This is a genomic window from Mycobacterium sp. PTI7 (assembly GCF_056679845.1).
This window is the reverse complement of the sequence record NZ_CM155252.1, coordinates 1,360,453-1,384,425: the sequence shown is the minus strand read 5'-3', so window position 1 is coordinate 1,384,425 and position 23,973 is coordinate 1,360,453. Positions and strand designations below refer to the sequence as shown.

23 protein-coding genes are annotated in these 23,973 nt (G+C 71.2%); 10 read left to right on the top strand and 13 right to left on the bottom strand.

The genetic code is table 11. The features are described from left to right. Positions 1-14 precede the first annotated feature (14 nt). Both AC1MEY_RS06735 and AC1MEY_RS06730 read left to right on the top strand, forming a co-directional pair. Positions 15-554 (top strand): DUF3000 domain-containing protein, encoded by a 540-nt coding sequence (locus AC1MEY_RS06735; protein WP_480231339.1) that lies wholly within the window; start codon positions 15-17, stop codon positions 552-554. Further along, positions 554-1,873: an HRDC domain-containing protein gene (locus AC1MEY_RS06730; RefSeq protein WP_480229919.1), complete on the top strand. Its 1,320-nt coding sequence runs from the start codon at positions 554-556 to the stop codon at positions 1,871-1,873. The genes AC1MEY_RS06735 and AC1MEY_RS06730 overlap by 1 nt, the downstream gene beginning before the upstream one ends. On the opposite strand, the gene AC1MEY_RS06725 is transcribed toward AC1MEY_RS06730, so the two are convergent. Further along, on the bottom strand, positions 1,874-2,788 hold the full coding sequence (locus AC1MEY_RS06725) for an alpha/beta fold hydrolase (protein ID WP_480229918.1): 915 nt from the start codon (positions 2,786-2,788) through the stop codon (positions 1,874-1,876). A 26-nt stretch (positions 2,789-2,814) separates the two neighbouring features. Beyond that, positions 2,815-4,728: a 1-deoxy-D-xylulose-5-phosphate synthase gene (gene dxs / locus AC1MEY_RS06720; RefSeq protein WP_480229917.1), complete on the bottom strand. Its 1,914-nt coding sequence runs from the start codon at positions 4,726-4,728 to the stop codon at positions 2,815-2,817. Between the two features lie 212 nt (positions 4,729-4,940). Between dxs and nhaA the strand changes: the two genes are divergently transcribed. Next, complete coding sequence (gene nhaA / locus AC1MEY_RS06715) at positions 4,941-6,284, top strand: Na+/H+ antiporter NhaA (RefSeq protein WP_480229916.1); 1,344 nt, start codon at positions 4,941-4,943, stop codon at positions 6,282-6,284. On the opposite strand, the gene AC1MEY_RS06710 is transcribed toward nhaA, so the two are convergent. Continuing rightward, entirely contained in the window at positions 6,271-7,467 is a 1,197-nt protein-coding gene (locus AC1MEY_RS06710; RefSeq protein WP_480229915.1) for a class I SAM-dependent RNA methyltransferase, read from the bottom strand. The genes nhaA and AC1MEY_RS06710 overlap by 14 nt on opposite strands. Then, positions 7,464-9,470: an APC family permease gene (locus AC1MEY_RS06705; RefSeq protein ID WP_480229914.1), complete on the bottom strand. Its 2,007-nt coding sequence runs from the start codon at positions 9,468-9,470 to the stop codon at positions 7,464-7,466. The genes AC1MEY_RS06710 and AC1MEY_RS06705 overlap by 4 nt, the downstream gene beginning before the upstream one ends. Positions 9,471-9,571: 101 nt before the next feature. Here AC1MEY_RS06705 and AC1MEY_RS06700 point away from each other — a divergent pair, with 101 nt between their 5' ends. Next, complete coding sequence (locus tag AC1MEY_RS06700; protein ID WP_480229913.1) at positions 9,572-10,246, top strand: potassium channel family protein; 675 nt, start codon at positions 9,572-9,574, stop codon at positions 10,244-10,246. Positions 10,247-10,253: 7 nt separating this feature from the next. Then, a complete protein-coding gene (locus AC1MEY_RS06695) occupies positions 10,254-10,916 on the top strand; it encodes a potassium channel family protein (protein WP_480229912.1) in 663 nt (220 codons plus the stop codon). Between the two features lie 5 nt (positions 10,917-10,921). Here the strand turns inward: AC1MEY_RS06695 and AC1MEY_RS06690 are convergent, their stop codons facing one another. The 3 genes from AC1MEY_RS06690 to AC1MEY_RS06680 all read right to left on the bottom strand — a co-directional run bounded on the left by AC1MEY_RS06690 (position 10,922) and on the right by AC1MEY_RS06680 (position 13,434). Then, positions 10,922-12,364, bottom strand: coding sequence for an MFS transporter (locus AC1MEY_RS06690; protein ID WP_480229911.1), 1,443 nt, complete (start codon positions 12,362-12,364; stop codon positions 10,922-10,924). Between the two features lie 9 nt (positions 12,365-12,373). Then, positions 12,374-12,967, bottom strand: coding sequence for a DUF3159 domain-containing protein (locus AC1MEY_RS06685; RefSeq protein ID WP_480231338.1), 594 nt, complete (start codon positions 12,965-12,967; stop codon positions 12,374-12,376). 95 nt (positions 12,968-13,062) lie between these two features. Then, complete coding sequence (locus AC1MEY_RS06680; protein ID WP_480229910.1) at positions 13,063-13,434, bottom strand: OB-fold nucleic acid binding domain-containing protein; 372 nt, start codon at positions 13,432-13,434, stop codon at positions 13,063-13,065. A gap of 140 nt (positions 13,435-13,574) precedes the next feature. Between AC1MEY_RS06680 and AC1MEY_RS06675 the strand changes: the two genes are divergently transcribed. Next, the gene (locus AC1MEY_RS06675; protein ID WP_480229909.1) at positions 13,575-14,273 is read left to right on the top strand and encodes an alpha/beta fold hydrolase; all 699 of its coding nucleotides are present in this window, start codon (positions 13,575-13,577) and stop codon (positions 14,271-14,273) included. 48 nt (positions 14,274-14,321) lie between these two features. Here the strand turns inward: AC1MEY_RS06675 and AC1MEY_RS06670 are convergent, their stop codons facing one another. Together AC1MEY_RS06670 and dut are read right to left on the bottom strand one after the other, a co-directional pair. Continuing rightward, positions 14,322-15,092: a DUF3710 domain-containing protein gene (locus AC1MEY_RS06670; protein ID WP_480229908.1), complete on the bottom strand. Its 771-nt coding sequence runs from the start codon at positions 15,090-15,092 to the stop codon at positions 14,322-14,324. Next, the gene (gene dut / locus AC1MEY_RS06665) at positions 15,092-15,556 is read right to left on the bottom strand and encodes a dUTP diphosphatase (protein WP_480229907.1); all 465 of its coding nucleotides are present in this window, start codon (positions 15,554-15,556) and stop codon (positions 15,092-15,094) included. Before dut ends, AC1MEY_RS06670 begins: the two co-directional genes overlap by 1 nt. 25 nt (positions 15,557-15,581) lie before the next feature. On the opposite strand from dut, the gene AC1MEY_RS06660 reads away from it, so the two are divergent. Beyond that, positions 15,582-16,067, top strand: a complete 486-nt coding sequence (locus AC1MEY_RS06660; RefSeq protein WP_480229906.1) for a DUF3093 domain-containing protein — start codon at positions 15,582-15,584, stop codon at positions 16,065-16,067. Positions 16,068-16,073: 6 nt separating this feature from the next. Here the strand turns inward: AC1MEY_RS06660 and AC1MEY_RS06655 are convergent, their stop codons facing one another. Beyond that, on the bottom strand, positions 16,074-16,376 hold the full coding sequence (locus AC1MEY_RS06655; protein ID WP_480229905.1) for a DUF4193 domain-containing protein: 303 nt from the start codon (positions 16,374-16,376) through the stop codon (positions 16,074-16,076). Between the two features lie 165 nt (positions 16,377-16,541). Between AC1MEY_RS06655 and cei the strand changes: the two genes are divergently transcribed. Beyond that, on the top strand, positions 16,542-17,192 hold the full coding sequence (cei, locus tag AC1MEY_RS06650) for an envelope integrity protein Cei (protein ID WP_480229904.1): 651 nt from the start codon (positions 16,542-16,544) through the stop codon (positions 17,190-17,192). Positions 17,193-17,199: 7 nt separating this feature from the next. On the opposite strand, the gene AC1MEY_RS06645 is transcribed toward cei, so the two are convergent. Continuing rightward, positions 17,200-18,054, bottom strand: a complete 855-nt coding sequence (locus AC1MEY_RS06645; RefSeq protein ID WP_480229903.1) for an inositol monophosphatase family protein — start codon at positions 18,052-18,054, stop codon at positions 17,200-17,202. Positions 18,055-18,171: 117 nt separating this feature from the next. Between AC1MEY_RS06645 and ppgK the strand changes: the two genes are divergently transcribed. After that, the gene (gene ppgK / locus AC1MEY_RS06640) at positions 18,172-18,960 is read left to right on the top strand and encodes a polyphosphate--glucose phosphotransferase (RefSeq protein WP_480229902.1); all 789 of its coding nucleotides are present in this window, start codon (positions 18,172-18,174) and stop codon (positions 18,958-18,960) included. Between the two features lie 4 nt (positions 18,961-18,964). Here ppgK and AC1MEY_RS06635 read toward each other — a convergent pair whose 3' ends face one another. Further along, the gene (locus tag AC1MEY_RS06635; RefSeq protein ID WP_480229901.1) at positions 18,965-19,246 is read right to left on the bottom strand and encodes a hypothetical protein; all 282 of its coding nucleotides are present in this window, start codon (positions 19,244-19,246) and stop codon (positions 18,965-18,967) included. A gap of 73 nt (positions 19,247-19,319) precedes the next feature. Continuing rightward, positions 19,320-22,079, bottom strand: coding sequence for an AAA family ATPase (locus AC1MEY_RS06630; protein ID WP_480229900.1), 2,760 nt, complete (start codon positions 22,077-22,079; stop codon positions 19,320-19,322). Between the two features lie 458 nt (positions 22,080-22,537). Between AC1MEY_RS06630 and AC1MEY_RS06625 the strand changes: the two genes are divergently transcribed. Further along, complete coding sequence (locus AC1MEY_RS06625) at positions 22,538-23,971, top strand: RNA polymerase sigma factor (RefSeq protein ID WP_480229899.1); 1,434 nt, start codon at positions 22,538-22,540, stop codon at positions 23,969-23,971. Positions 23,972-23,973: the final 2 nt, after the last annotated feature.

Here is a 23,973-nt window from a genome sequence, read left to right as displayed (position 1 = left end):
AAGCGGTCGCGGCGATGAACACCGCGACCGTGCGGCCGGAGATCGAACTCGGGCCCATCCGCCCGCCCCAGCGTCTGGCGCCCTTCAGCTACGCCCTGGGCGCCGAGGTCCGCCACCCCGAGACGGCCGTCGTGTCCGAGGACTCCCTCGGCGGCGAGGCCTTCGGCAGGCTCATCCTGCTGCACGATCCGGAGGGTGCGGAGGCGTGGGACGGGACCATGCGCCTGGTCGCGTACATCCAGGCCGACCTGGACTCCATGGAGGCCGTCGACCCGCTGCTGCCCGAGGTCGCGTGGAGCTGGCTGGCCGACGCCCTCGAGACCAACGCCCACGCGGTCACCGCGCTCGGCGGCACCGTGACGGCGACGACGTCGGTGCGCTACGGCGACATCTCCGGCCCCCCGCGTGCTCACCAGCTCGAACTCCGGGCGTCGTGGACCGCGACCGACCTCGTGCTCGGACCGCACGTGCAGGCCTTCTGCGAGGTGCTCGAGCACGCTGCGGGTCTCCCGCCGGCGGGCGTCACCGACCTGAACTCCCGCACGCGCGCCTGATGACGGACGCACCTCCACCGGAGGCCGACGACGGCCAGGACGACGCAGAACCCGAGATCGAGGCCACGCCGCTGCTGGCCCCCGCCGAGGGCGTTCCGGCGCTGGCGAGCTACCCCAGCGACATCGCCCGCGCCGCGGAGTTCCTCGCGTCCGGCCACGGGCCGTTCGCGATCGACGCCGAACGCGCCTCGGGCTTCCGCTACTCCAACCGCGCCTACCTGGTCCAGATCCGGCGGGCCGGCGCGGGCAGTGTCCTGATCGATCCCGTCAACCACGGCGGGGATGCCCTGACCGTGATGGCGCCCGTCGCCCGCGTGCTGGCCGAGGACGAATGGGTGCTGCACGCCGCGGATCAGGACCTGCCGTGCCTCGCCGAGATCGGCATGACCCCGCCGCGCCTGTACGACACCGAACTCGGGGGCAGGCTCGCGGGCTTCGACCGGGTGAACCTCGCGGCGATGGTGCAGCGCCTGCTCGGCCTGCACCTGGTGAAGGGCCACGGCGCGGCCGACTGGTCCAAGCGACCGCTGCCGGCGGAGTGGCTGAACTACGCGGCCCTGGACGTCGAGGTGCTGCTCGAACTGCGCGCAGCCGTGGCAGCCGTGCTCGAGGAGCAGGGCAAGACCGATTGGGCCGCACAGGAATTCGAGTACCTGCGCACGCTGGCGCCCACGCCGACGCGGCGCGACCGCTGGCGCAAGACGTCGGGTATCCACAAGGTGCGCAACCCGCGGACACTGGCCGCCGTGCGCGAACTGTGGACCACCCGTGACGGCATCGCCCAGCGGCGCGACATCGCGCCCGGACGCATCCTGCCCGACGCGGCGATCGTCAACGCCGCCACCGCCGACCCCGACACCGTCGAGAAGTTGACCGCGCTGCCGATCTTCGGTGGCGGCAAGCAGCGGCGCAGTGCGCAGGTCTGGCTCGACGCCCTCGCCCGGGCCCGCGTCACCGAGGACCTGCCGACGTCGTCGGAGCCGCAGACCGGACCGCCGCCCGCCGCGCGGTGGTCGCGCCGCAAGCCCGAGGCCGCCGCCCGACTGGAGGCCGCACGGGCGGGTCTCACCGAACTGTCGCAACGGGTTTCGGTGCCGCCGGAGAACCTGCTGACCCCCGACACGGTGCGCAGGCTGTGCTGGGACTGGCAGCCGGTGCCCGACGTCGCCGCCCGGGTCGAGGAGTTCCTCACCGAGGCCAGGGCTCGGCCATGGCAGCGGGAACTGACCGTGCCCGTCCTCGCCGCCGCCCTGACCGCCACGGCGGACATTCCGGCAACCGACGCACCCGTCGACGACGAGCCCGCCACCGAGGGGTAGTCAGCCCGCGAGCACGCGATCGACGTGGGCCAGGAAGTGCGTCAGCACCGCGTCGGGCGCCTCGATCTGCGGCCAGTGCCCGATCGCGTCGGCCAGCAGCACCACGTCGGCGTCGGGGATCACCTCGGCGTACCGGCGGGCCATGTGCGCCCCCGAATTCGGGTCGGCCGGGCCGTCGATCAACCGCATCGGCACGTCGGTCTCGCGCATGGCGCGCACCCACCGGTTGCGATGGGTGTACCGGTCGGCGACGAACCGGCCCACCAGATGCGTCACCGCCGCCCCGTCGTTGAACTCCATGATCTGGTGGAACTGTTCGAGCAGTCGCGGGCTGGGCCGGGTGTCGACGCCGAACAACTCGTCGAGGGTGCGGTCCAGCAGGCGACGGACCACCGGGCCGCTCCCGACCCGGGCGAACACGTCACCGAGTGGGGTGCGCGAGAGCAGCTTCTGCACCAGGCGCGGGGTGTACGCCTCGTTGAACATGCCGCCGTTGAGCCAGGTGATCGACTCGAGGTCCACGGGGCGGTGGGACCAGCCACCGAACTCGTGGCGCGCCAACAGTTCCTGGCCCACCGAGTCGCCGAGGTCGTGCGCCAGCACGTGACACTCCGAGACGTCGAGATGCGCGAGCAGCGCCTCGTGCACGTCGGCGTGATCGTGGACCGAGTACTGGTACGTCGACGGCTTGGACGAGAACCCCATGCCCAGCATGTCGGGCGCGACGACGGTGAAGCGTTCGACGAGCGTGGGCCAGATGGGCGCCCAGTCGAACGAGTTGAACGGGTAGCCGTGGATCAGCAGCAGCGTCGGCGCCTCGCCGAGCGGCCTGCCGGCCACGCGGTAGAAGACGTCGAAGCCGAGGTAGTCGAAGTACCGACCCGCGGCCTTCCAGCTCTCGAGTTCGGCGTCCACGTCAGCAGCCTATGCCGCACGGACCGCTAGTCGACCCGTCCGCTGATCTCGGACTCGCCGACCGAGCTGGCCAGGGCCGCCACCCAGCCGGTGATCTGGCGCGACACGTGCTGATCGGTCAATCCCACCGACGTCAGCACCTCGTTGCGGGACGCGTGGTCCTGGAACTCCTGCGGCATGGCCACGTCACGGCACGGCACGTCGACCTCCGCGCGGCGCAGCGCCGACGACACCGCCGACCCGATGCCGCCGTGCACGCCGTTGTCCTCCAGCGTCACCACCAGCTTGTGCGAGGTGGCCAGCTCGACGACGACGTCCGACACGGGCAGCACCCACCGCGGGTCCACGACGGTCACGCCGATGCCCTGCTTGCGGAGCCGCTCGGCCACCGACAGTGCCATCGACGCGAACGACCCGACCGCGACCAGCAGGACGTCGCTCGACAGTTCGTCGGCGGGCAGTGCGAGGACGTCGACACCGGTACGCCGCTCGGCGGCCGGGATGTCCTCGCCCACGGCGCCCTTCGGGAAGCGCACGGCGGTGGGCCCGTCCTTGACGTCGAGGGCCTCGCCGAGTTCCTCGCGCAACCGGGCGGCGTCACGGGGTGCCGCGACGCGCATGCCGGGCACGATCCCGAGCAGCGACATGTCCCAGATCCCGTTGTGGCTGGCGCCGTCGGGACCCGTCACGCCCGCACGGTCGAGGACCAGCGTGACCGGCAGTCGGTGCAGCGCCACGTCCATCATCAGCTGATCGAAGGCGCGGTTGAGGAACGTGGAGTAAATGGCGACGACGGGGTGCATGCCGCCCATCGCGAGACCGGCCGCCGACGTCACCGCGTGCTGCTCGGCGATGCCGACGTCGAAGAACCGGTCGGGGAAGCGCTGCCGGAACGCGCTCAGGCCGGTGGGTCCGGGCATCGCGGCGGTGATCGCGACGACGTCGCGGCGCTTGGCGGCCCGCTTGATCAGCTCGTCGGAGAACACCGACGTCCAGCCCGGCGCCGCCACCGACGTCGACAGCCCGGTGTAGGGGTCGATGATGCCGGTCGCGTGCATCTGCTCGGCCTCGTCGGCCTCGGCGGGGGCGAACCCCTTGCCCTTGCGGGTGACGACGTGAACGATCACCGGCGCGTTGAAGCCGCGAGCGTTGCGCAGGGCGGCCTCGACGGCACGCTCGTCGTGGCCGTCGATGGGCCCGACGTACTTGAGGCCGAGATCGGTGAACATGACCTGCGGCGACAGCGCATCCTTGATGCCGGCCTTGACGCTGTGCATGCACTGGTAGCAGATCTCGCCGATCAGCGGCATGCCGCGCATGGTGTCGCGGCCCTTCTCCAGCAGCTTCTCGTAGCCGGGCTGCAACCGCAGGGCGGCGAGGTGGTCGGCGAAGCCACCGATCGTGGGCGCATAGCTGCGGCCGTTGTCGTTGACGACGATCACCACGGGCCGCTTGGATCCCGCGATGTTGTTGAGCGCCTCCCAGCACATGCCGCCGGTGAGCGCACCGTCCCCGACGACCGCGACGACGTGCCGGTTGCGGTGGCCGCTGAGTTCGAATGCCTTGGCCAGGCCGTCGGCGTAGGACAGCGCGGTGCTGGCATGGCTGGACTCGACCCAGTCGTGCTCGCTCTCCGAGCGCGACGGGTAGCCCGACAGACCGTCCTTCATGCGGAGGTTGTCGAAGTCGTCGCAGCGCCCGGTCAGCATCTTGTGCACGTAGGACTGGTGTCCGGTGTCGAAGATGATCGGGTCGTGCGGGGAGTCGAACACCCGGTGCAGTGCGAGCGTCAGCTCCACCACGCCGAGGTTGGGGCCGAGGTGTCCACCGGTCGCAGCAACCTTGTGAATCAGGAACTGGCGGATCTCGGCGGCGAGACCGTCCAGCTGAGACTGCGACAGGTGTTGCAGATCGGCGGGGCCACGGACCGTCTCGAGCATCCACCCAGTTTACGCACCCGGGCCGTCGGCGACCCTTCATGGCTCATAGACGTCCGCCACAGTTTGAACCGGCCGTCGACCCATCGGTGCACGTCAGGCCAGCCCCCTGGCCGGACAGCACGGGCCCACGACGTTAGACTTCCGTTCCAGGTGTGCCGGGAAGTCTGGTCGGCGAGTCGATTCGCACTGTCCGTGACCCCCTACCGAACGAGGTGTCCCCCGTGACGAACCCCCGCCGTCCCCTGACCGCCGCGCTGCTCAGCCGCGGCTCCTGGGCCGAGACGTCCCGGGTGTCGGACGTGCTCCGCAAGGAGACCGTCGGCGGCGCCCTGCTCATGGTCGGCGCCCTGATCGCGCTCATCTGGGCCAACTCGCCGTGGTCGGAGTCCTACGACGCGCTGCGCGACCTGCACGTGGGCAGCGACGCGCTCGGCCTGCACCTGGACCTCAGTCTCGGCACGTGGGCCGCCGACGGACTGCTCGCCATCTTCTTCTTCGTGGTCGGCCTCGAACTCAAGCGCGAGTTCGTCGCCGGCGATCTGCGCGATCCGCGGCGGGCGGCGCTGCCCGTCGCCGCCGCGGTGGGCGGCATGGTGGTCCCCGCGCTGATCTTCGTGGCGTTCACCGCGCCCGCCGGGGACGGCGCCACCAGCGGCTGGGCCATCCCCACCGCCACCGACATCGCCTTCGCGGTGGCAGTGCTGGCCGTCATCTCGACGCACCTGCCCTCGGCGCTGCGCACGTTCCTGCTGACGCTGGCCGTGGTCGACGACCTGCTGGCGATCACCGTGATCGCCGTGTTCTACACCGAGGACATCGACGCCCGCGCCCTCGGTCTGGCGCTGATCCCGCTGGCCTTGTTCGCGGTGTGCGTCCAGCGGCGCATCCGGTCCTGGTGGCTGCTCGTGCCGCTGGCCGTCGCGACGTGGGCGCTGGTGCACGAGTCCGGCATCCACGCGACGGTGGCCGGCGTGCTGCTCGGCTTCGCGGTGCCGGTGCTGCGCAGCGAGCGGGCGGGCGGACCGGACGCCGGGCCAGGCCTGGCCGAGCACTTCGAGCACCGCATCCGTCCGCTCTCGGCGGGCATCGCGGTGCCGGTGTTCGCGTTCTTCGCCGCGGGCGTGACCGTCGGCGGTCTCACCGGGCTCACCGCCTCGCTGACCGATCCGGTGGCGATCGGCATCGTCGTCGGGCTGGTGGCGGGCAAGGTGATCGGCATCTTCGGCACCACCGCGATCCTCGCGGCCGTCACCCGCGCGTCGCTGGACAGCGCGCTCAAGTGGATCGACGTGTTCGGCATGGCGATGCTCGCGGGCATCGGGTTCACGGTGTCGCTGCTGATCGGCGAACTGGCCTACGGCCCGGACTCCGACCGCGCCGAACACGTCAAGATCGGCGTCCTCACCGGCTCGCTGACCGCGGCGATGCTGGCATCGATCGTCCTGCGGCTGCGCAACCGGCACTACCGCGCCGTGCACGAGGAGGAGTCGCGGGACGCCGACCTCGACGGCATCCCCGACGTCTACCAGCGGTCCGAGGACCTCAGGACCGACTGAGCACCGCGACGCACTCCACGTGGTGGGTCAGCGGGAACGAGTCGAAGACGCGCAGCTCCTCCACCTCGTAGCCGTTCTCCCGGTACAGGCCGACGTCGCGGGCGAACGACGCCGCCTCGCAGCCGATGTGGATGATCCGCGGCACCGCGGCGGCCGCCAGCTGGTCGATGACCTCGCGCCCGGCGCCGGTGCGCGGCGGGTCGAGGACGGCCACGTCGGCCCGGTCCTTCTCCGCGGCCAGCGCGCGTCGCACCGAGTCGGTCACGACCGACACCCAGCCGAGGTCGGCGAGTGCCGCCCGCGCCGCGCGCGCCGATCCGCGGGAGGTGTCGACGGTGACCACGCGGCCCGACTCGCCGACGCCGTCGGCCAGCACCGCCGCGAACACCCCGGCGCCGCCGTACAGGTCCCACGCGGTCATGCCAGGTTCCAGGCGGGCGTGGCGGGCGATCAGGTCGCTGTACAGCGCGGCCGCGCCGCGGTGCGCCTGCCAGAACGCGGTGACCGGTACGCGCCACACCCGGTCCCCCACCCGCTGCACCGCCTCGTAGTCGCCCTCGATCACCTGCGTCGGAGACGCCTTGCCGCGCTTGGCCTTCGGGCCGGTCCGGACGACGTGGCGCGCACCGTCGTCGTCGACCGCGACGTGCACCTCCGCGCCGGGCGGCCACCGCGACCCGTCGAGCCCGTCGAGCATGCCGTCGGGGAGTTGCGCGCACGACAGGTCGGTGACCAGGTCGGCGCTGTGATAGCGGTGGAACCCCGCCTGGCCGTCGGACGTCGTGTCGAGCCGCACGCGGGTGCGCCACCCGGTCGCGCCGTCGTCGCCGACGGCCTCGGCCGTCCCCGACCATTCGAACCCGCCCAGCCTGCCGAGCTGATTGCCCACCACGTCGCCCTTGATCCGCCGGGCGGCCGCGGGATCGGCGAAGGCGAGGTCGCAGCAGCCGGACCCGTCGACGCCGGCGATGGGACACAGGGAGTCGACCCGGTCGGGCGACGCGTCGAGGATCTCGATCGCCGACGCATGCCAGAGCTTGGCCCGTTCGTCGGTCACCCGCGCGATCACCCGTTCGCCAGGCAGCGCGTAGCGCACGAACACGACGCGGCCGTCGTGGCGGGCGATGCAGCTGCCGCCGTTCGCCGCGGCCTCGACGGTGAGTTCGAGCGTGGTGTCGCTCATTCCAGGAACCCGCGGCGCGCGTCGCCGGGCGCCGACTTGGGCTCCAGGTCCTTGAGCCGCTCCGACGAGTTCAGCTGGTAGGGCACCGACGTGACCATCACCTGCGGTTCGAACAACAGCCGTCCCTTCAGGCGCAGCGCACTCTGGTTGTGCAGCACCTGCTCCCACCAGTGCCCCACGACGTACTCGGGGATGAACACCGTGACGACCGTGCGCGGCGCGTCGCGGGTGATCCGCTTGACGTAGTCGAGCACCGGGCGGGTGATGTCGCGGTAGGGCGAGGCGACGATCTTCAGCGGCAGCGAGATGTCCGACGCCTCCCAGCGGGTCTTCAGTTCCCGCGCCTCCCCGTCGTCGATGCTGACGTGGATGGCCTCGAGTTCGTCGGGCCGGGTCGCGCGGGCATAGGCCAGCGCGCGCTTGGTGGGCAGCGTCGTATTGGACACCAGCACGATGGCGTGGTTGCGGCTGGGCAGCACCACGTCGTCGCCCGCCTCCTCGTCCGCGGCGGCGAGTTCGGTTCGGACGCTGGCGTAGTGCTTGTGGATCATCCGCATCACCACGAAGAAGAAGCCCATCACCAGGATCGCGATCCACGCACCCGCCATGAACTTGGTGACCACCACGATCACCAGGACGGTGCCGGTGCACACGCAGCCGATGGTGTTGATCACCCGGGACCGCTGCATCCGGCTGCGTTCGTCGCCGTCGGTCTCGACCGACAGCAGCCGCGTCCAGTGCCGCACCATGCCGATCTGGCTGAACGTGAACGACACGAACACCCCGACGATGTAGAGCTGCAGGAGCGCGGTCACCTCGGCCTGGAAGGCGACGACGAACGCGATCGCGGCGAACGCCAGGAACAGGATGCCGTTGGAGAAGGCCAGCCGGTCGCCGCGGGTGCGCAGCTGGTGGGGCAGGTAGCTGTCCTGCGCGAGGATCGAGCCGAGCACCGGGAAGCCGTTGAACGCGGTGTTGGCCGCCAGGCCCAGGATCAGGGCCGTGACGAACGCGATCAGGAACAGGCCCAGCGGGAAGTCGTGGAACACCGCGTCGGCGAGCTGCGCGATCAGCGTCTTCTGCTGGTAGCCCTCGGGCGCGCCGCCGAGCTGCTCCAGCGGGCGCTCGGCGATCTGCACGCCGGTCTCCTTGGCCAGCAGCGTGATTCCCATGAGCAGCGTGACGGAGATGCCGCCAAGCAGGAGCAGCGTGGTGGCCGCGTTGCGGGACTTCGGCTTCCGGAACGCCGGCACGCCGTTGCTGATCGCCTCGACACCGGTGAGCGCCGCCGATCCGGACGAGAAGGCCCGCGCCACCAGGAAGACGAGCGCGAAGCCGAGCACGTCGCCGTGCTCGGAGTGCATCTCGAAGTCGGCGGACTCGGCCTTGAGCGGCTGGTCAAGGGCGAAGATCTGGAAGAAGCCCCAGCCCAGCATCACGAACATGCCGATCATGAACGCGTACGTGGGAATCGCGAACGCCGTTCCCGATTCCCGGATGCCGCGCAGGTTCAGCGAGGCGAGGATCAGGATGAGCACCACCGCGAACCACACCTTGTGCTGGGCGATGAACGGCACCGCGGAACCGATGTTGGACATCGCCGACGACATCGACACCGCCACCGTCAGCACGTAGTCCACCATCAGCGCGCTGGCCACGGTGAGACCCGCCGTGCCGCCCAGGTTGGTGGTGACCACCTCGTAGTCACCACCGCCCGACGGATAGGCGTGCACGTTCTGCCGGTAGCTCGCGATCACGACGAGCATGACCGCGACGACCGCGAGCGCGATCCACGGCGCCATCGTGTACGCCGCGACACCCGCCACCGACAGCACCAGGAAGATCTCCTCGGGCGCGTACGCGACCGACGACAGCGCGTCGGAGGCGAACACCGGGAGGGCGATCCGCTTGGGCAGCAGGGTGTGCGCGAGCTTGTCGCTGCGGAACGGCGTTCCTAGGACCAGTCGCCGGGCGACGGTCGAGAGCTTGGACACGAGTGCCAAGGGTAAGCCCATGGGTGGCGGGCCGTCCGAATAGCTGTAGCGTTCTTCGTGCCCAGGCGTGGACATGGGGTGATCGACACACCCGCAGGAAGGACCGACGCGTGCGTGTTGTGGTGATGGGATGCGGCCGGGTGGGCGCATCGTTGTCCGACGGGCTGGCCCGCATCGGCCACGAGGTGGCCGTCATCGACCGGGACGGCACGGCCTTCCACCGGCTGTCCCCCGAGTTCCCCGGCGAGCGGGTGCTCGGCATGGGGTTCGACCGTGACGTGTTGCTGCGCGCGGGCATCGAGGAGGCCGGCGCCTTCGCCGCGGTGTCCTCGGGCGACAACTCGAACATCATCTCCGCCCGCGTGGCCCGGGAGACGTTCGGCGTCGAACGCGTCGTGGCCCGCATCTACGACGCCAAGCGCGCCGCCGTCTACGAGCGGCTCGGCATCCCCACGGTCGCGACGGTGCCCTGGACCACCGACCGGCTGCTCAACGTCCTGACCCGCGAGACCGAGACCACCAAGTGGCGCGACCCGTCGGGCAACGTCGGCGTGACCGAGCTGCCGCTGCACGAGGAGTGGGCCGGCCACCGCGTCACCGCGCTGGAGCAGGCGACCGGCGGCCGCGTCGCGTTCCTGATCCGGTTCGGCAGCGGGCTGCTGCCGGACGCGAAGACCGTGATCCAGGCCGGCGATCAGGTGTACCTGGCCGCCGTGTCCGGTCACGTCGCCGAGGCCATGGCCATCTCGGCCCTGGCGCCCTCCCCCGACGTCGACGACGAGTGAGGAAGCCGTGAAGGTCGCCATCGCAGGGGCCGGCGCCGTCGGCCGCTCCATCGCCCGCGAACTCGTCGAGAACCACTCCGTGACGCTGCTGGAGCGCAACCCCGACCACCTCGACGTCGACGCCATCCCGGCCGCGCAGTGGCGTCTCGGCGACGCGTGCGAGCTGAGCCTGCTCGAGTCGGTCAAGCTCGAGGAGTTCGACGTGGTGATCGCCGCCACCGGCGACGACAAGGCCAACGTGGTGCTCAGCCTGCTGGCCAAGACGGAGTTCGCCGTGGCCCGCGTCGTGGCACGCGTCAACGACCCCCGCAACGAGTGGCTGTTCGACGAGAACTGGGGCATCGACGTCGCCGTCTCGACACCCCGCATGCTGGCCTCGCTCGTCGAGGAGGCCGTGTCGGTCGGGGATCTGGTGCGGCTCATGAGCTTCCGCAAGGGCCAGGCCAACCTGGTCGAGATCACGCTGCCCGACGACACGCCGTGGGGCGGCAAGGCCGTCAAGCGCCTCGAACTACCCCGTGACGCGTCGCTGGTGACGATCCTGCGCGGGTCCCGGGTGATCGTGCCCGAGGACGACGAGCCGCTCGAGGGCGGCGACGAGCTGCTGTTCGTCGCGGTCGCCGAGGTCGAGGAGCAGCTCCGCGAGCTGATCCTGCGCACCGTCACCTGACCGGGTCACGGCCGCGGGCGCGCCACCCGTGCGGGCGGCGGCGTGACCCTGTCGTGGCACTGCGCGGTGACGTCGACCGGGACGTCGGCGACGCCGGGCCCGTTGCGGATCCCGATCGCGCTGATCACGCCGGCGAGCGCGAACAGTCCGGCCACGACGAGCACGACGCGATGGAAGCCCGCGAGGTCGAGCGCTCCGCCCGCGATGAGGCTCATCATCGCCACCGCGATGAGTCCCGCGATGCGCGAGACCGCGTTGTTGACCGCCGACCCGATGCCGCTCTGCCCGGCGTCGACGGCCGCGAGGATGGCCGCCGTCAGCGGTGACACCGTGATCGTCAGGCCCAGACCGAACACGACCACGCCGGGCAGCAGCTGGGTCCAGAAGTCGAACGGCTCGCCGGCGCGGGTCATCAGGACGAAGCCGAGCGCCGCGACCAGCGGCCCGACCGCCATGAACACCCGCGGCCCGTACGTGCCGGCCAGGCCGCCGAAGCGTGACGCCAGCAGGAACGACAGCACCGGCACCGGCAAGGTGGCCAGCCCCGCGAGCGTCGCCGACATGCCGACGGTCTCCTGCAGGAACAGCGCGACGACGAGCAGCCCCAGTGACACCGCGGCGTAGAAGAACACCGTGGCGAGGTTGCCGACGGCGAAGTTGCGCCGGGCGAACAGGCCCAGCGGCATCATCGGGTGCGGTGTCCGGTGCTCCCACCACGGGAACGCCGCGAGGCACAGCACGCCGACGGCGAGGCTCGCCGCGACCGCCGGATGCGCGAGCCCCAGCCGCTGCTGCTCGATGAGCGCGAAGACCGTGCCCGCCAGGCCGACGGCGCCCAGCACCGCGCCCACCACGTCGATCCGGCGGGCGGCGCCGACCCGCACGGGATCCGGCGGCAGGCGGGCGACGAAGAACAGCGTCACCGCCAGCGGGACCACGTTGATCCCGAAGACCCAGCGCCAGTTCAGCGCGTCCACCAGGATCCCGCCCAGCGGCGGCCCGATCACGAACGCGGTACCCGTCCACGCCGTCCACGTGCCGATCGCCCGGGCCTGCGCGGTGCCGGTGAACGTCGCGTTGATCATCGCCAGCGAACTGGGCACGAGGAACGCCGCGCCGACGCCCTGCAGGCACCGCGCCGCGACGAGGACGGCACCGGTGGGCGCCAGTGCGCACAGCACCGAGGCGACGGCGAACACCGCGAGCCCTACCCGCAGGACCCGCACGCGGCCGTACTCGTCGGAGATGGCCCCGGCGACCAGGATCAGGGCGCCGAGGGTGAGCAGGTAGCCGTCGAGCACCCACTGCTGCAGGGCGATTCCCCCGCCCAGGTCGGCGGAGATGGCGGGCAGCGCGAGGTTGACCACCGAACCGTCGAGGAAGGCGACGAAGGATGCGAGCACCGCGACGGCGATGACCGATCGCCCGGCCTCGGGCGCTGCTGGCATGGGTGCCCGTCAGTCGGTGGCGGCCGCGGTCTCGTGGGCGCTCAGCGCGCGCTGTGCGGCCCGGATCGCGAGGTAGGTGACCAGCGCGGCGATGGCCGTCAACGGCCACCCCATGGCAATGCGGGCGACGCCGAGCAGCCCGGTCTGATCCTCGTCGTAGAGCCGGTTCTGCACGATGAAGCGGGCGCCGAACACCACGGCCCAGAACAGCGTCGCGACGTCGAAGGCGCGGACCGCCTTGCGCACCCGCCGCCAGTCCCGGTCGTGGTTACCGACCCAGCCCCACACGTAGCCGACCAGCGGCCTGCGGATCACCACCGAGAGCGTGAACACGCCTGCGTAGACCAGCGAGGACCAGATGCCGAGCAGGAAGTAGCCCTTGGACTCGCCCACGACGTAGGCGATCAGCGCACTGATGCCGACGGCGAAGAAGCCCGATACCGCGGGCTGCAGCGATTCCCGGCGGATCATGCGCCAGATCAGGATGAGCGTCGCGACGCCGAGCGCGGAGTAGATGGCGGGCATCAGCCCGAACAGCGACGACACCGGCACGAAGACCAGCACGGGCAGCGACGAGTAGATCAGGCCGCTGACGCCACCCATCTGCTGCAGTACGGCCTGCGCGCTGAGCTTGTTCTCCGGCTCCGGCTGCTCGCCTGCACCGGCGTCGGTGTCCTCCGTCCCCGTGTCGGGGCGGGTCACTTCTGAATCTCGTAGTGCGGGTTGTAGATCGCCTTGCTGCCGTTCTCCAGCGTGCCGAGGCGACCGTGCACCCGGAGCGTGCGACCCGATTCGATGCCCGGGATGCGGCGCTGGCCCAGCCAGACGAGCATCACCGAGTCGGTGCCGTCGAACAGCTCGGCGCGCACGCCGCCTGCGCATCCCTTGGATGCCGTCTCGACGCACCTGAGCGTGCCCACCATCGTGACCTCCTGGCCGCGACGACAGTCGATGGCCTTCTGGGCGCCGGTGTGGGTGACCTCGTCGGACAGCTCTTCGACGTCGAGTTGTTCTGGGTCCTCCGTCAACCGACGGGTGAGTCGACGCAGATAACCTTCGGCCGTGGCCATGGTCTCTCCTGACCGCTGTGGCGGATCCACCGTGGATCCTCCCTGACCAACGCCACGGTAGACCTCTTGGTTCCGATTTGCCACGCCGCTCCCCGGGTGTCGGGAGCCCGTGCGCGCGGCCCGCACGGCACCATCGACGGATGGCCCTGGACCTGCGTGGGAAGACCGTCGTCGTGCTGCCCGGGACCGGCTCCGACGACGACTACGTCAACCGTGTGTTCTCCCCCACACTGCACGATCTCGGCGCTGCGGTGATCACCCCGCGGCCCGATCCGGGCGCGCTGGTCGCCGGGTACCTCGCTGCGCTGGACGACGCCGCACGCAGCGGTCCGATCGTGGTCGGCGGCGTCTCGATCGGCGCCGCGGTGGCCACCGCGTGGGCGCTGGATCACCCGGCGGACGCGGTGGGCGTCCTGGCCGCGCTGCCCGCGTGGACCGGGCCGTCACACACCGCGCCCGCCGCGGCCGCCGCCCGCCACACCGCCGAGCTGCTCCGCCGCGACGGACTGGCCGCCACGATCACCGACATGCGGGCGACGAGCCCGGCATGGCTGGCCGACGAGCTGACGAGGTCGTGGGCCGGCCAGTGGCCGGGGCTGCCCGACGCGATGCTGGAGGCCGCGGGGTACGGCGCGCCGACGGTCGACGACTTGACCGGACTGGCGGTGCCGCTGGGCGTGGCCGCCGCCACCGACGACGCCGTACACCCGATCGAAGTGGCGCTGGAGTGGGTGGCCGCCGCACCGCGGGCGGCGTTGCGCACCGTCACCCTCGACGACATGGGCGCCGACCCCGCCGTGCTGGGCGCGGCGTGCGTCGCTGCACTTCTGGAAGCCTGAGCACTTCTGGAAGCCTGAGCGTTTCTGGAAGCCTGAGCCGCCCGGGACTCAGCCGCCGGTGATGGTCCGCAGCTGCTGCATGGCCGAACCCTGCTCGCTGCGACGGGCCGCGGGCTCCGGCGGCGCCATCGGGTCCGGCGTCGGCGGCTGCACCTGGGCCTGCGCCTCGACCATCTGCTGGGCGCGGGCACGGAGGCGGTTGACCAGGGTCTCAGACAGCTGGAGCGGCAGCATCGCACGCACCGGCTGCGGCGTGTCGCCACGTCGGATCACCGTGTCCGCCAACGCCTTCCGCGTCTCGGCGGCGATCTGGTCGGCCAAGGGCGGCGGTCCGATCGCGGCGCCGCGCACCATCCAGCGGTAGCCGTCGACGCCGATGAAGCGCATCACGACCGGCTCGGGACCGTTGGTGACCACGCCGACGACCTCGCGCCCCCAGGGGCCGTCCTCGATCGTGACCTGCGCGCCGTCCTTGCGCAGCGAGTCGGCGATCTCGGTGACCACCTCGCGCCACAGGCCGCCGGTCTTCGGCGCCGCCCACGCGGTGACGTTGTAGCGCCCGTTGGGGGTGACCATCCACACCGCGGACGGCACGCCCTGCTGATTGACCTCGAACACCAGCTCGGCGGTCTCGTTCTCGGGGATGAGCACGGACCCGAGGTCGTGCCTGCCGACGGTGGCGACCGCGACGTCGTCGAAGTCGGTGATGTCGAACGGCCCGTCGAGGTCGTCGTCGGCGGCCACGTCCGTGGTGGCCGGCGTCTCCGATCCGCGAACCGCGTCGTCCTCGTCGCTGCGCTTGCGTCTACCCAGTGCCATTACAAACTCTCGTGTCCGCCGGAGGAACCGTGGCCGCCTGCGCCACGGGTGGTGTCTGCCAACCCTGCCTCATCGAAGGACATGACCTCGACGAGTTCGGGGAGTTCGACCCGCTGCACCAGTAGCTGTGCGATGCGGTCGCCGCGCGCGATCGCGATCGCCGCGTCGGGGTCGAGGTTGATCAGTGCCACCTTGATCTCGCCGCGGTAGCCCGCGTCGATGGTGCCGGGACTGTTGACGATCGACAGACCCACCCGGGTCGCGAGTCCCGAGCGCGGGTGGATCAAGCCGACCATCCCGTGCGGGACGGCCACCGCGATGCCGGTGGGTACCAGTGCGCGGTGTCCCGGCGCGAGGTGCACGTCGACGGCGCTGTAGAGGTCGACGCCGGCATCACCGTCGTGGGCGCGGGCGGGCATCGGCAACTCGGGATCGAGCCGCACGACCGCCAGAGAGGTGGACACGATGCACGAGATTACTCTTGGCCGGGTGTCCGAGACGCGTGCCGCCGCCGATTCCGTGCGCTACCGCGAGCGCCTCCGGGTGCCGTGGTGGTGGTGGCTGCCCGGGCTCGGCCTGGCGGGGATCATCGCGTTCGAGGTGAACCTCGGAATCGAGTCCATCCCGATGTGGATTCCGTTCGTGGTGCTGGGACTCGTCGCCGCCGCGGCGCTCACGTGGCTCGGCCGCGTCGACGTGCGGGTGGTCTCGGGTGCCGGTCCGGGCGGCGAGACGGAACTGTGGGCCGGGGGCGCCCACCTGCCGGTCAGCGCGATCGCACGCACCGCCGAGGTGCCGCGCACGGCGAAGTCGGCCGCACTCGGTCGGCAGCTCGACCCGGCGGCCTACGTCGTCCACCGCGCATGGGTCGGTCCGATGATCCTGGTGGTGCTCGACGATCCGGACGACCCGACGCCGTACTGGCTCGTCAGCTGCCGCCATCCGGACCGGTTGCTCGCCGCGCTGAACGCCTGACGCCGCTCAGGCCGCGCAGTCGGTGCAGACCAGCTGGCCGTTCTTCTCGCTGGCGAGACGGCTGCGGTGGTGCACCAGGAAGCAGCTGGAGCAGGTGAACTCGTCGGCCTGCTTCGGCACGACGCGCACCGACAGCTCCTCGCCGGACAGGTCCGCACCGGGCAGCTCGAAGGATTCGGCCGATTCGGATTCGTCGACGTCGACGGCGGCCGACTGGGCTTCGTTGCGCCGAGCCTTGAGTTCTTCGAGGCTGTCCTCGGAGACGTCATCGGTCTCGGTGCGCCGTGGCGCGTCATAGTCGGTGGCCATGTACCTCTTCCCCTCCAGAAATGCTGCGACAGAGCTTTGTACCAGCGCTGAACGCATCCACCAAACGATTCGTGCCCCGCAGGCCGTCGGATTGGTTGTGATTTATATCACAACCCAAAACGCCAGGTAGCGGTCGGTGGTGCCGAATGCCCTTAAGGTGACGGGGTGGTCGCGCACATCACCTCCGGAACCGCCTTCGACAAGCACGGCAGGCCGTTCCGTCGACGCAACTACGTCCCCGGGCTGGCCCTGCTCGCCGTGCTCGCCGTCGCCTCGCTGATGGTCTGGGTCGTCGCGTTCAACCAGCCCACCGACGTGCAGGAGGTGGCCGCCTGCAATGCGCCGCCCGCGCCCGCCAACGGCGACCAGCCGATCCTCGGCGACCGGGTCACCGGCGCGACGATGTCCGAGGTGGTCCCCGCCAAGCTCGCCGACACCAAGATCCGGGTGCTCAACGCGAGCGGCCAGGGCGGGCAGGCCGGCGAGGTCGCGGGCGCACTGCGCGATCTCGGCTTCGCGCCGCCGACCGCTGCCAACGACACCGTCTACGCCGAGAGCCGTCTGCAGTGCCAGGGCCAGATCAGGTTCGGCCCCTCGGGTCGCGCCGCCGCCGCAGCCCTGTGGCTCGTCGCGCCGTGCACCGAGCTGTACCAGGACCAGCGCGGCGACGACACCGTCGACCTCGCGATCGGCACCGAGTACTCCGAGTTGAGCAGCAACGACGACATCGAGGCGATGCTGTCGAGCCTGCGGCCCGACGCCACGCAACCGCCCGACGCGACGCAGCTCGAGAAGATCCACGCGTCGGCCTGCTGACCCGCCGCTAGCGCAGCGGCGCACCCGCCTCGCGCAACGCGGCACGCAGACCGTCGGACACTCCTGGCGCCGCGGCGATGATCAGTTCGCCCTCGCTGCCGTCCACCGGCGGCAACTCGACCATCGCGCCGGCCTCCTGCGCCACCAGTGCGCCCGCCGCCCAGTCCCACACGTGGACGCCGTCCTCGTAGTACGCGTCGAGCCGGCCGGCCGCGACCATGCACAGGTCGAGTGCGCAGGACCCGATCCGCCGCACGTCGCGGATCGCGGGCACCAGTCGGGCCATCACGTGCGCCTGCCGCTCGCGGCGGTCACGGTCGTACGCGAAGCCGGTCCCCACCAGCGCCAGCGACAGATCCGTCAGCGGCGTGCAGCGCAGGGGCGTGACCACCGAGCCGCGCCGCACCGTCGCCCCCTGCCCGCGCGCCGCCGAGAACACCTCGCCGGTGGCGACGTTGGCGACGGCGCCGGCCACCGACACGCCGTCGACCTGCACGCCGATCGACACCGCGTACGCCTCGACGCCGTAGACGAAGTTCACCGTGCCGTCGATCGGGTCGAGCACCCACAGCGGGCTGCCGGGACGGCCGAGCGCCGAACCGCCCTCCTCCTCGCCGAGCACGTCTTCCCCCGGCCGCACCTCCGCGAGACGCTCGCGCAGCAGCCGTTCGGTCTCGGTGTCGACGATGGTCACGGGGTCGGTGGGGCTGCTCTTGGACCGCACCGCCGACTGCACGCCCTCGACGCTCGCGTCGGCGCCGAACACCTCGGTGCGGCGGCGGCGGACGTAGTCGGCGGCCTCGGCCGCGAGGGCCTCGGCGACGCGGCGAAGTTCGGTCGGTTCGGTGTCTATGTCCGTCACCATCACATCGCAGCACAAAACCCGATCCGGTTGCGCGGCAGCCCGACGTCGCCCGAGGTGACGCACTAGTGTTGTGAGTCGCGTCGCACCTGCCGGCCACCTAACCCAGGAGTGCACATGACCGCCACCGACACCCCGTCCGCCGAACCCTCACAGCACCGCGGGTTCGGTGTCGACGTCGGAGGGAGCGGGGTCAAGGGCGGCATCGTCGACCTCGACACCGGCGCGCTGATCGGTGAACGGTTCAAGCTCGACACGCCGCAACCCGCCACCCCCGAGGCGGTCGCCAAGACCGTCGCGGCCGTGGTGCGGGAGTTCGGCTGGACCGGCGGCCTCGGCGTCACCTATCCCGGCGTGGTGACCGACGGGATCGTCCGCACCGCCGCCAACGTCGACAAGGGGTGGATCGGCACCAGCGCCCGCGACGTCATCTCCGCCGAACTCGACGGCCAGCAGGTGACGGTGCTCAACGACGCCGACGCGGCAGGCCTCGCGGAGGAGAAGTTCGGTGCGGGCCGGGACAACACCGGCGTGATCGTGCTGCTCACGTTCGGCACCGGCATCGGGTCCGCGGTGATCCACAACGGACTGCTGCTGCCCAACACCGAGTTCGGGCACCTCGAGGTCGGCGGCAAGGAAGCCGAGCACCGTGCCGCGTCGTCGGTGAAGGAACGCAAGGAGTGGAGCTACGAGCGCTGGAGCCAGGAGGTGACGAAGGTCCTGGTGGCGGTCGAGAACGCGATCTGGCCCGATCTGTTCATCGCCGGCGGCGGCATCAGCCGCAAGGCCGACAAGTGGATCCCGCTGCTGAAGAACAGGACCCCCGTCGTCGCCGCGACGCTGCAGAACAGCGCGGGCATCGTCGGTGCGGCGATGGCCGCGGACGTCGACGTCACCACGCCCTGACGCCTCAGACCGGTGCCGGCAGACCCAGCCCGATGTCGGACGTCACCCGCTGCGGTGGCAGGCCGGCACCGCGGCAGACGTCGACCACGTGGTCGGACTCGCGCGCGCTGAACACCACGTAGACCACCTCGTCGCTCGGCACCGACAGCGACACCAGCACGCGCACCGGGTGATCGGCCGGATCCGCATCGGAGGCGGCCCGCAGCGCGTCCACCAGTTCGCCGGCGACGGCGTCGGTCAGGTCGGCGCGGTACCACTCCGCGAGGTGACACCGTTGCGCATCCATCGGTCCGACGCTAATGCCGGCGAGGGTCCCGACGAATCGGGGATAACCCCAGCTTTGCCGGACGCGCGGATGATCAGTCCGCGATGGCGTCGGCGTGCCTGGCCAGTTCCGCCCGGGCCCGGACGCCCAGCTTGCGGTACACCCGACTGAGGTTGTGTTCGACGGTCTTCGGGCTGATGAACAGCGCCGCCGCGATGTCGCGGTTGCTCATGCCCGCGACCGCGAGCCGGGCCACGCTCGCCTCCGACGGCGTGAGCGCCGAGTCCCGTCCGCGGGCGACGTTGACCCGGGTCAGTTCGGTCCGCGCGCGCTCGACCCACGACGTGGCGCCCAGCGACTCGAAGGTGGTCATCGCCTCGGTGAGGGCGCGCGAGGCGACCTGCTTGCGCCGCTGCCGCCTCGCGAGCTGACCGAGGAACAGTCCCGTCCGCGCGCGCTCGAAGGGCATCGGCAGCCGCTCGTGCGCGTCCATCGCTTGACCGATCGCCTTCTCGGCGGCCACCAGGTCGCCCCGGGCGGCGAGCACCATGGCCCGGCACCGCGCGCCCACCGCGAGCATCCACGCGCGGTCGTGGAGGGCGCCGTTGCGCTCCAGCGCCGCGACGAGCGGCTCGGCCTCGTCGAGCCGTCCCACGGCCACCATCGCCTCGACGGCGTTCGGGATCCATTCGGCCGTGACGATCTCGGTGCCCTCGAGTTCGGCGGCGAGGTCGAGCACGGGCCGCAGAGCGATCAGCGCCGCGGCGTAGTCCCCCCGCGACACCTCGAGGAAGCCCAGAATGGTCGATTCCAGTCCGGCGAGGATGGGCTGCCCGAGGCGGGCGGACTCGTCGACGGCACGGCGGAGGTCGGCGCGCGCCTCATCGTCACGGCCGAGGTGGGTCTCGACCAGGGCGAGCTGGGTGCGGGCCATCACGATCGAGTGCGGGCTGCCCAGCTGTTCGGCGCGCTCCATCGCGTCGGCGGCGATCATGTGGGCGTCCCGGTAGCGGGCCAGCCAGACGTTGATCGTGATCAGATGCCATGACACCCACAGCATGTCGGCATCCGAGCCCTGCTCCCCGCAGCGCCGCCGGACGGCCAGCATCGCGCTGCGCGCCTCCTCGAGCCGGCCCGTCCAGGCCAGGGTGATCGCGTCGACCGCGCGGGCCCGGAACGGTGCGGGAACGTCGGCGTCGAGATCCTCGAGGTTCAGCGCCCGCCGCACCGCCTCCTCGTCGCGGCCCCTGCCCAGTCCGCACGCGACGTGCGCGTGCAGGGCCAGCGCCTGACTGATCAGCGGTCCGGAGCCGAACTCCTCGGCGCGGGCGACGGCGGCCCCCGCGTGCACCTCCGCCTCCTGCTGTCGGCCGGTCATCGTGTAGGCCAGCGCCAGTCCGAGTTCGGCCTGGATCCGCTGCAGCGGCAGGTCGGCCGCGTCCTGGGCCGCCCGCGAGAGCAGCTCGATGGCGCCGGCGTAGTCGTGGTCGTAGATGAGCGAGCCGCCGGCGATGATGCACGCCATCGCCCGCACCCGGCCCGGGGGGTGCGTGGTGAGGGACGGGTGGACGAGACGGCGGGAGCGGTCGGTGTCCCCCGACCGGAAGTGCTCCGCGGCGCCGCGCAGCCGTCGCGCCGGGGTGTCGCCACCCAAACCGATTGCCAGCTCGCACAATTCAGCGGCAGCCGCGGCCGCGCCGCGGACTCCGGCGGCACGGGCCGCCGTGTCGAGCGCGACCAGCGTGTCCGGATCGGCACTGGCGGTACCGAGTGCCAGGTGCCGCGCCTTGAGTTCGGGCTGGGCCTCGACCGCCGCGAGTGCGCGGTGCATGCGCCTGCGCCGCCCCGGTCCGGCCTGGGTGTACACGCCGCGTGCCAGCAGTGGGTGGGTGAAGCGGACGTGATCGCCGTCGATCGTGACGATGCCGTCGCGGGCCGGCTCGGCCAGCAGTTCCAGCACCCGCTGGGACGACGATCCGGTGGCCTCGGCGAGCAGGTCCACCGTCGGGTCCGCCACGCAGCCGGCCGCCAGCAGCATGTCGCTGACCGCCTCGCCGAAGTGGCCGGTGCGCAGCCGCATCAGTTCGGCGAGCGTGCTCGGCAGCACGTCGTCGCCGGCGACCGAGCGGCCGTCGACCGCACGGGCGAGTTCGAGCGCGTAGAACGGATTGCCGCCCGACGCCTCGGCGATGCGGACCAGCGTCGGCCGGGGCACGGCGCGGCCCAACCGGTGGTGGATGACGGCGGTCAGCGCGCCCAGGCTCATAGGTCCCACCCGGATCCGGTAGGCCACGTCGGGTGCGGTCATCTTCAGCCACGGCGCGGCGACCGCGCCCTCGGACGGCGTGCGCTCGGTCAGCACCATCCCGACGCGACCGGACAGGCGGCGGGCGACGTAGGCGAGCACCGGCTGGCTCGACGAGTCCAGCCACTGGGCGTCGTCGATCGCCAGCAGGACCGGCGTGCGCTGCGCGAGCGCGGTCACGATCGACACCAACGCCGCCCCCGTGACGCGCTGATCGGTGGGCGGGCCCTCGCCGTCGGCCCGGAGCAGCACCCGGTCGATCGCCAGCCGGTGCAGGTCCGGCAGCGCGTCGAGCACCTCGTCCTCGACGTCGGCGAGCAGGTCGGCGACGGCGGTGTAGGCCAGCACGGACTCGGCCTCACCCGCGCGCGCCGCCAGCACGCGGAATCCGGCCGCACGCGCCTGCTCGATCGCGGCGTTCCACAGCGTGGTCTTGCCGATCCCGGCCTCGCCGGCGACCACGAGGGCGCACGGGCGCGCGGCGGCGTTCGTCAAGAGGGCGTCGACTGCCTTCGATTCGGCAGTGCGAGCGACGGCTGCGACGGACACGTCGTCAATTGTGTCATCTAGCAAAGGAAAGGGCATCCGGTACGACGATCCGCCGATCATGGTCCGGTCCGGCATAACACCACTTACAATCGCAGGTCGCACGTCATGAGTCGATCGCACTCGCCTCGACGGTGCAATCATGGCTATGAAGTGTCTCGATCGGCAATCCGGCCACCCCGCGGTACGTCAGGGGGCACAATGGGCACGATGGAGGGCACGATCCGCGCCGACGGTCGCCTGAACCGCCCACGCCGCTGCCGTTCGACGCGACGCCACGATCGGATAAATGTCGCTCGAGGCGGGCGGGTGGCCGCTCTGTCGTTACAATGGACACCGGCGGCCGCACGACGGATAGCGGCGAGTATCCGAATTGATATCGACGCCACCATCTGACAGCCGACATACTTTTCGGTGGCGCACGCCCACGCCCCCGATTCCGCACGACCGAAGGGGTGCCCGTGGCAGCGACGAAGGCAAGTCCGGCAACAGAGGAGCTGGTGAAGCCGGTGGCCGCCAAGGCACCTGCGAAGGCCCCCGCGAAGAAGGCCGCTACGAAGACCGCGAACGGCGCCGCGCCCGTGAAGCGCGCGACCAAGACCGCAGCCAAGGGACCCGCGAAGAAGGCCGCCGCCAAGAAGGCCGGCCCCGCCACCCGCGGCAAGAAGGGTGAGGGCGACGACGTCGACGCCGCCGACGACACCGCGGGCGCCGAGGACATCGCGCCCGAGGACATCGACGAGGCCGACATCGAACTCGAGGAGATCGACGAGGACGAGGTCGTCGTCGAGGGCGCGGCCACCGGCGAAAAGGCCCCCGCCGCCAAGGTCACCGAGGCGGGCAAGGCCGAGACCGAGGACGGCGACGAGGACATCTCCGAGCCGTCCGAGAAGGACAAGGCGTCGGGCGACTTCGTCTGGGACGAAGAGGAATCCGAGGCGCTGCGGCAGGCTCGCAAGGACGCCGAGCTCACGGCCTCGGCCGACTCCGTCCGCGCCTACCTCAAGCAGATCGGCAAGGTCGCGCTGCTCAACGCCGAGGAGGAGGTCGAACTCGCCAAGCGCATCGAGGCCGGCCTGTACGCCACGCAGAAGTTCGCGGAGTTCGCCGAGAAGGGCGAGAAGCTCACCACCCAGGTCCGTCGCGACTACCAGTGGATCCAGCGTGACGGCGACCGCGCCAAGAACCACCTGCTCGAGGCCAACCTGCGCCTCGTCGTCTCGCTGGCCAAGCGCTACACCGGCCGCGGCATGGCGTTCCTGGACCTGATCCAGGAGGGCAACCTCGGCCTGATCCGCGCGGTCGAGAAGTTCGACTACACCAAGGGCTACAAGTTCTCGACGTACGCCACCTGGTGGATCCGTCAGGCGATCACCCGCGCGATGGCCGACCAGGCCCGCACCATCCGCATCCCCGTGCACATGGTCGAGGTCATCAACAAGCTTGGCCGCATCCAGCGCGAGCTGCTCCAGGACCTGGGCCGCGAGCCCACGCCCGAAGAGCTGGCCAAGGAAATGGACATCACGCCGGAGAAGGTGCTGGAGATCCAGCAGTACGCGCGTGAGCCCATCTCGCTGGATCAGACCATCGGCGACGAGGGCGACAGCCAGCTCGGCGACTTCATCGAGGACAGCGAAGCCGTCGTCGCGGTGGACGCGGTGAGCTTCACGCTGCTGCAGGATCAGCTGCAGTCAGTGCTGGAGACGCTGTCCGAGCGCGAGGCCGGCGTGGTCCGGCTGCGCTTCGGCCTCACCGACGGTCAGCCGCGCACGCTCGACGAGATCGGCCAGGTCTACGGGGTGACGCGCGAGCGCATCCGTCAGATCGAGAGCAAGACCATGTCGAAGCTGCGCCACCCCAGCCGTTCCCAGGTGCTGCGCGACTACCTGGACTAAGC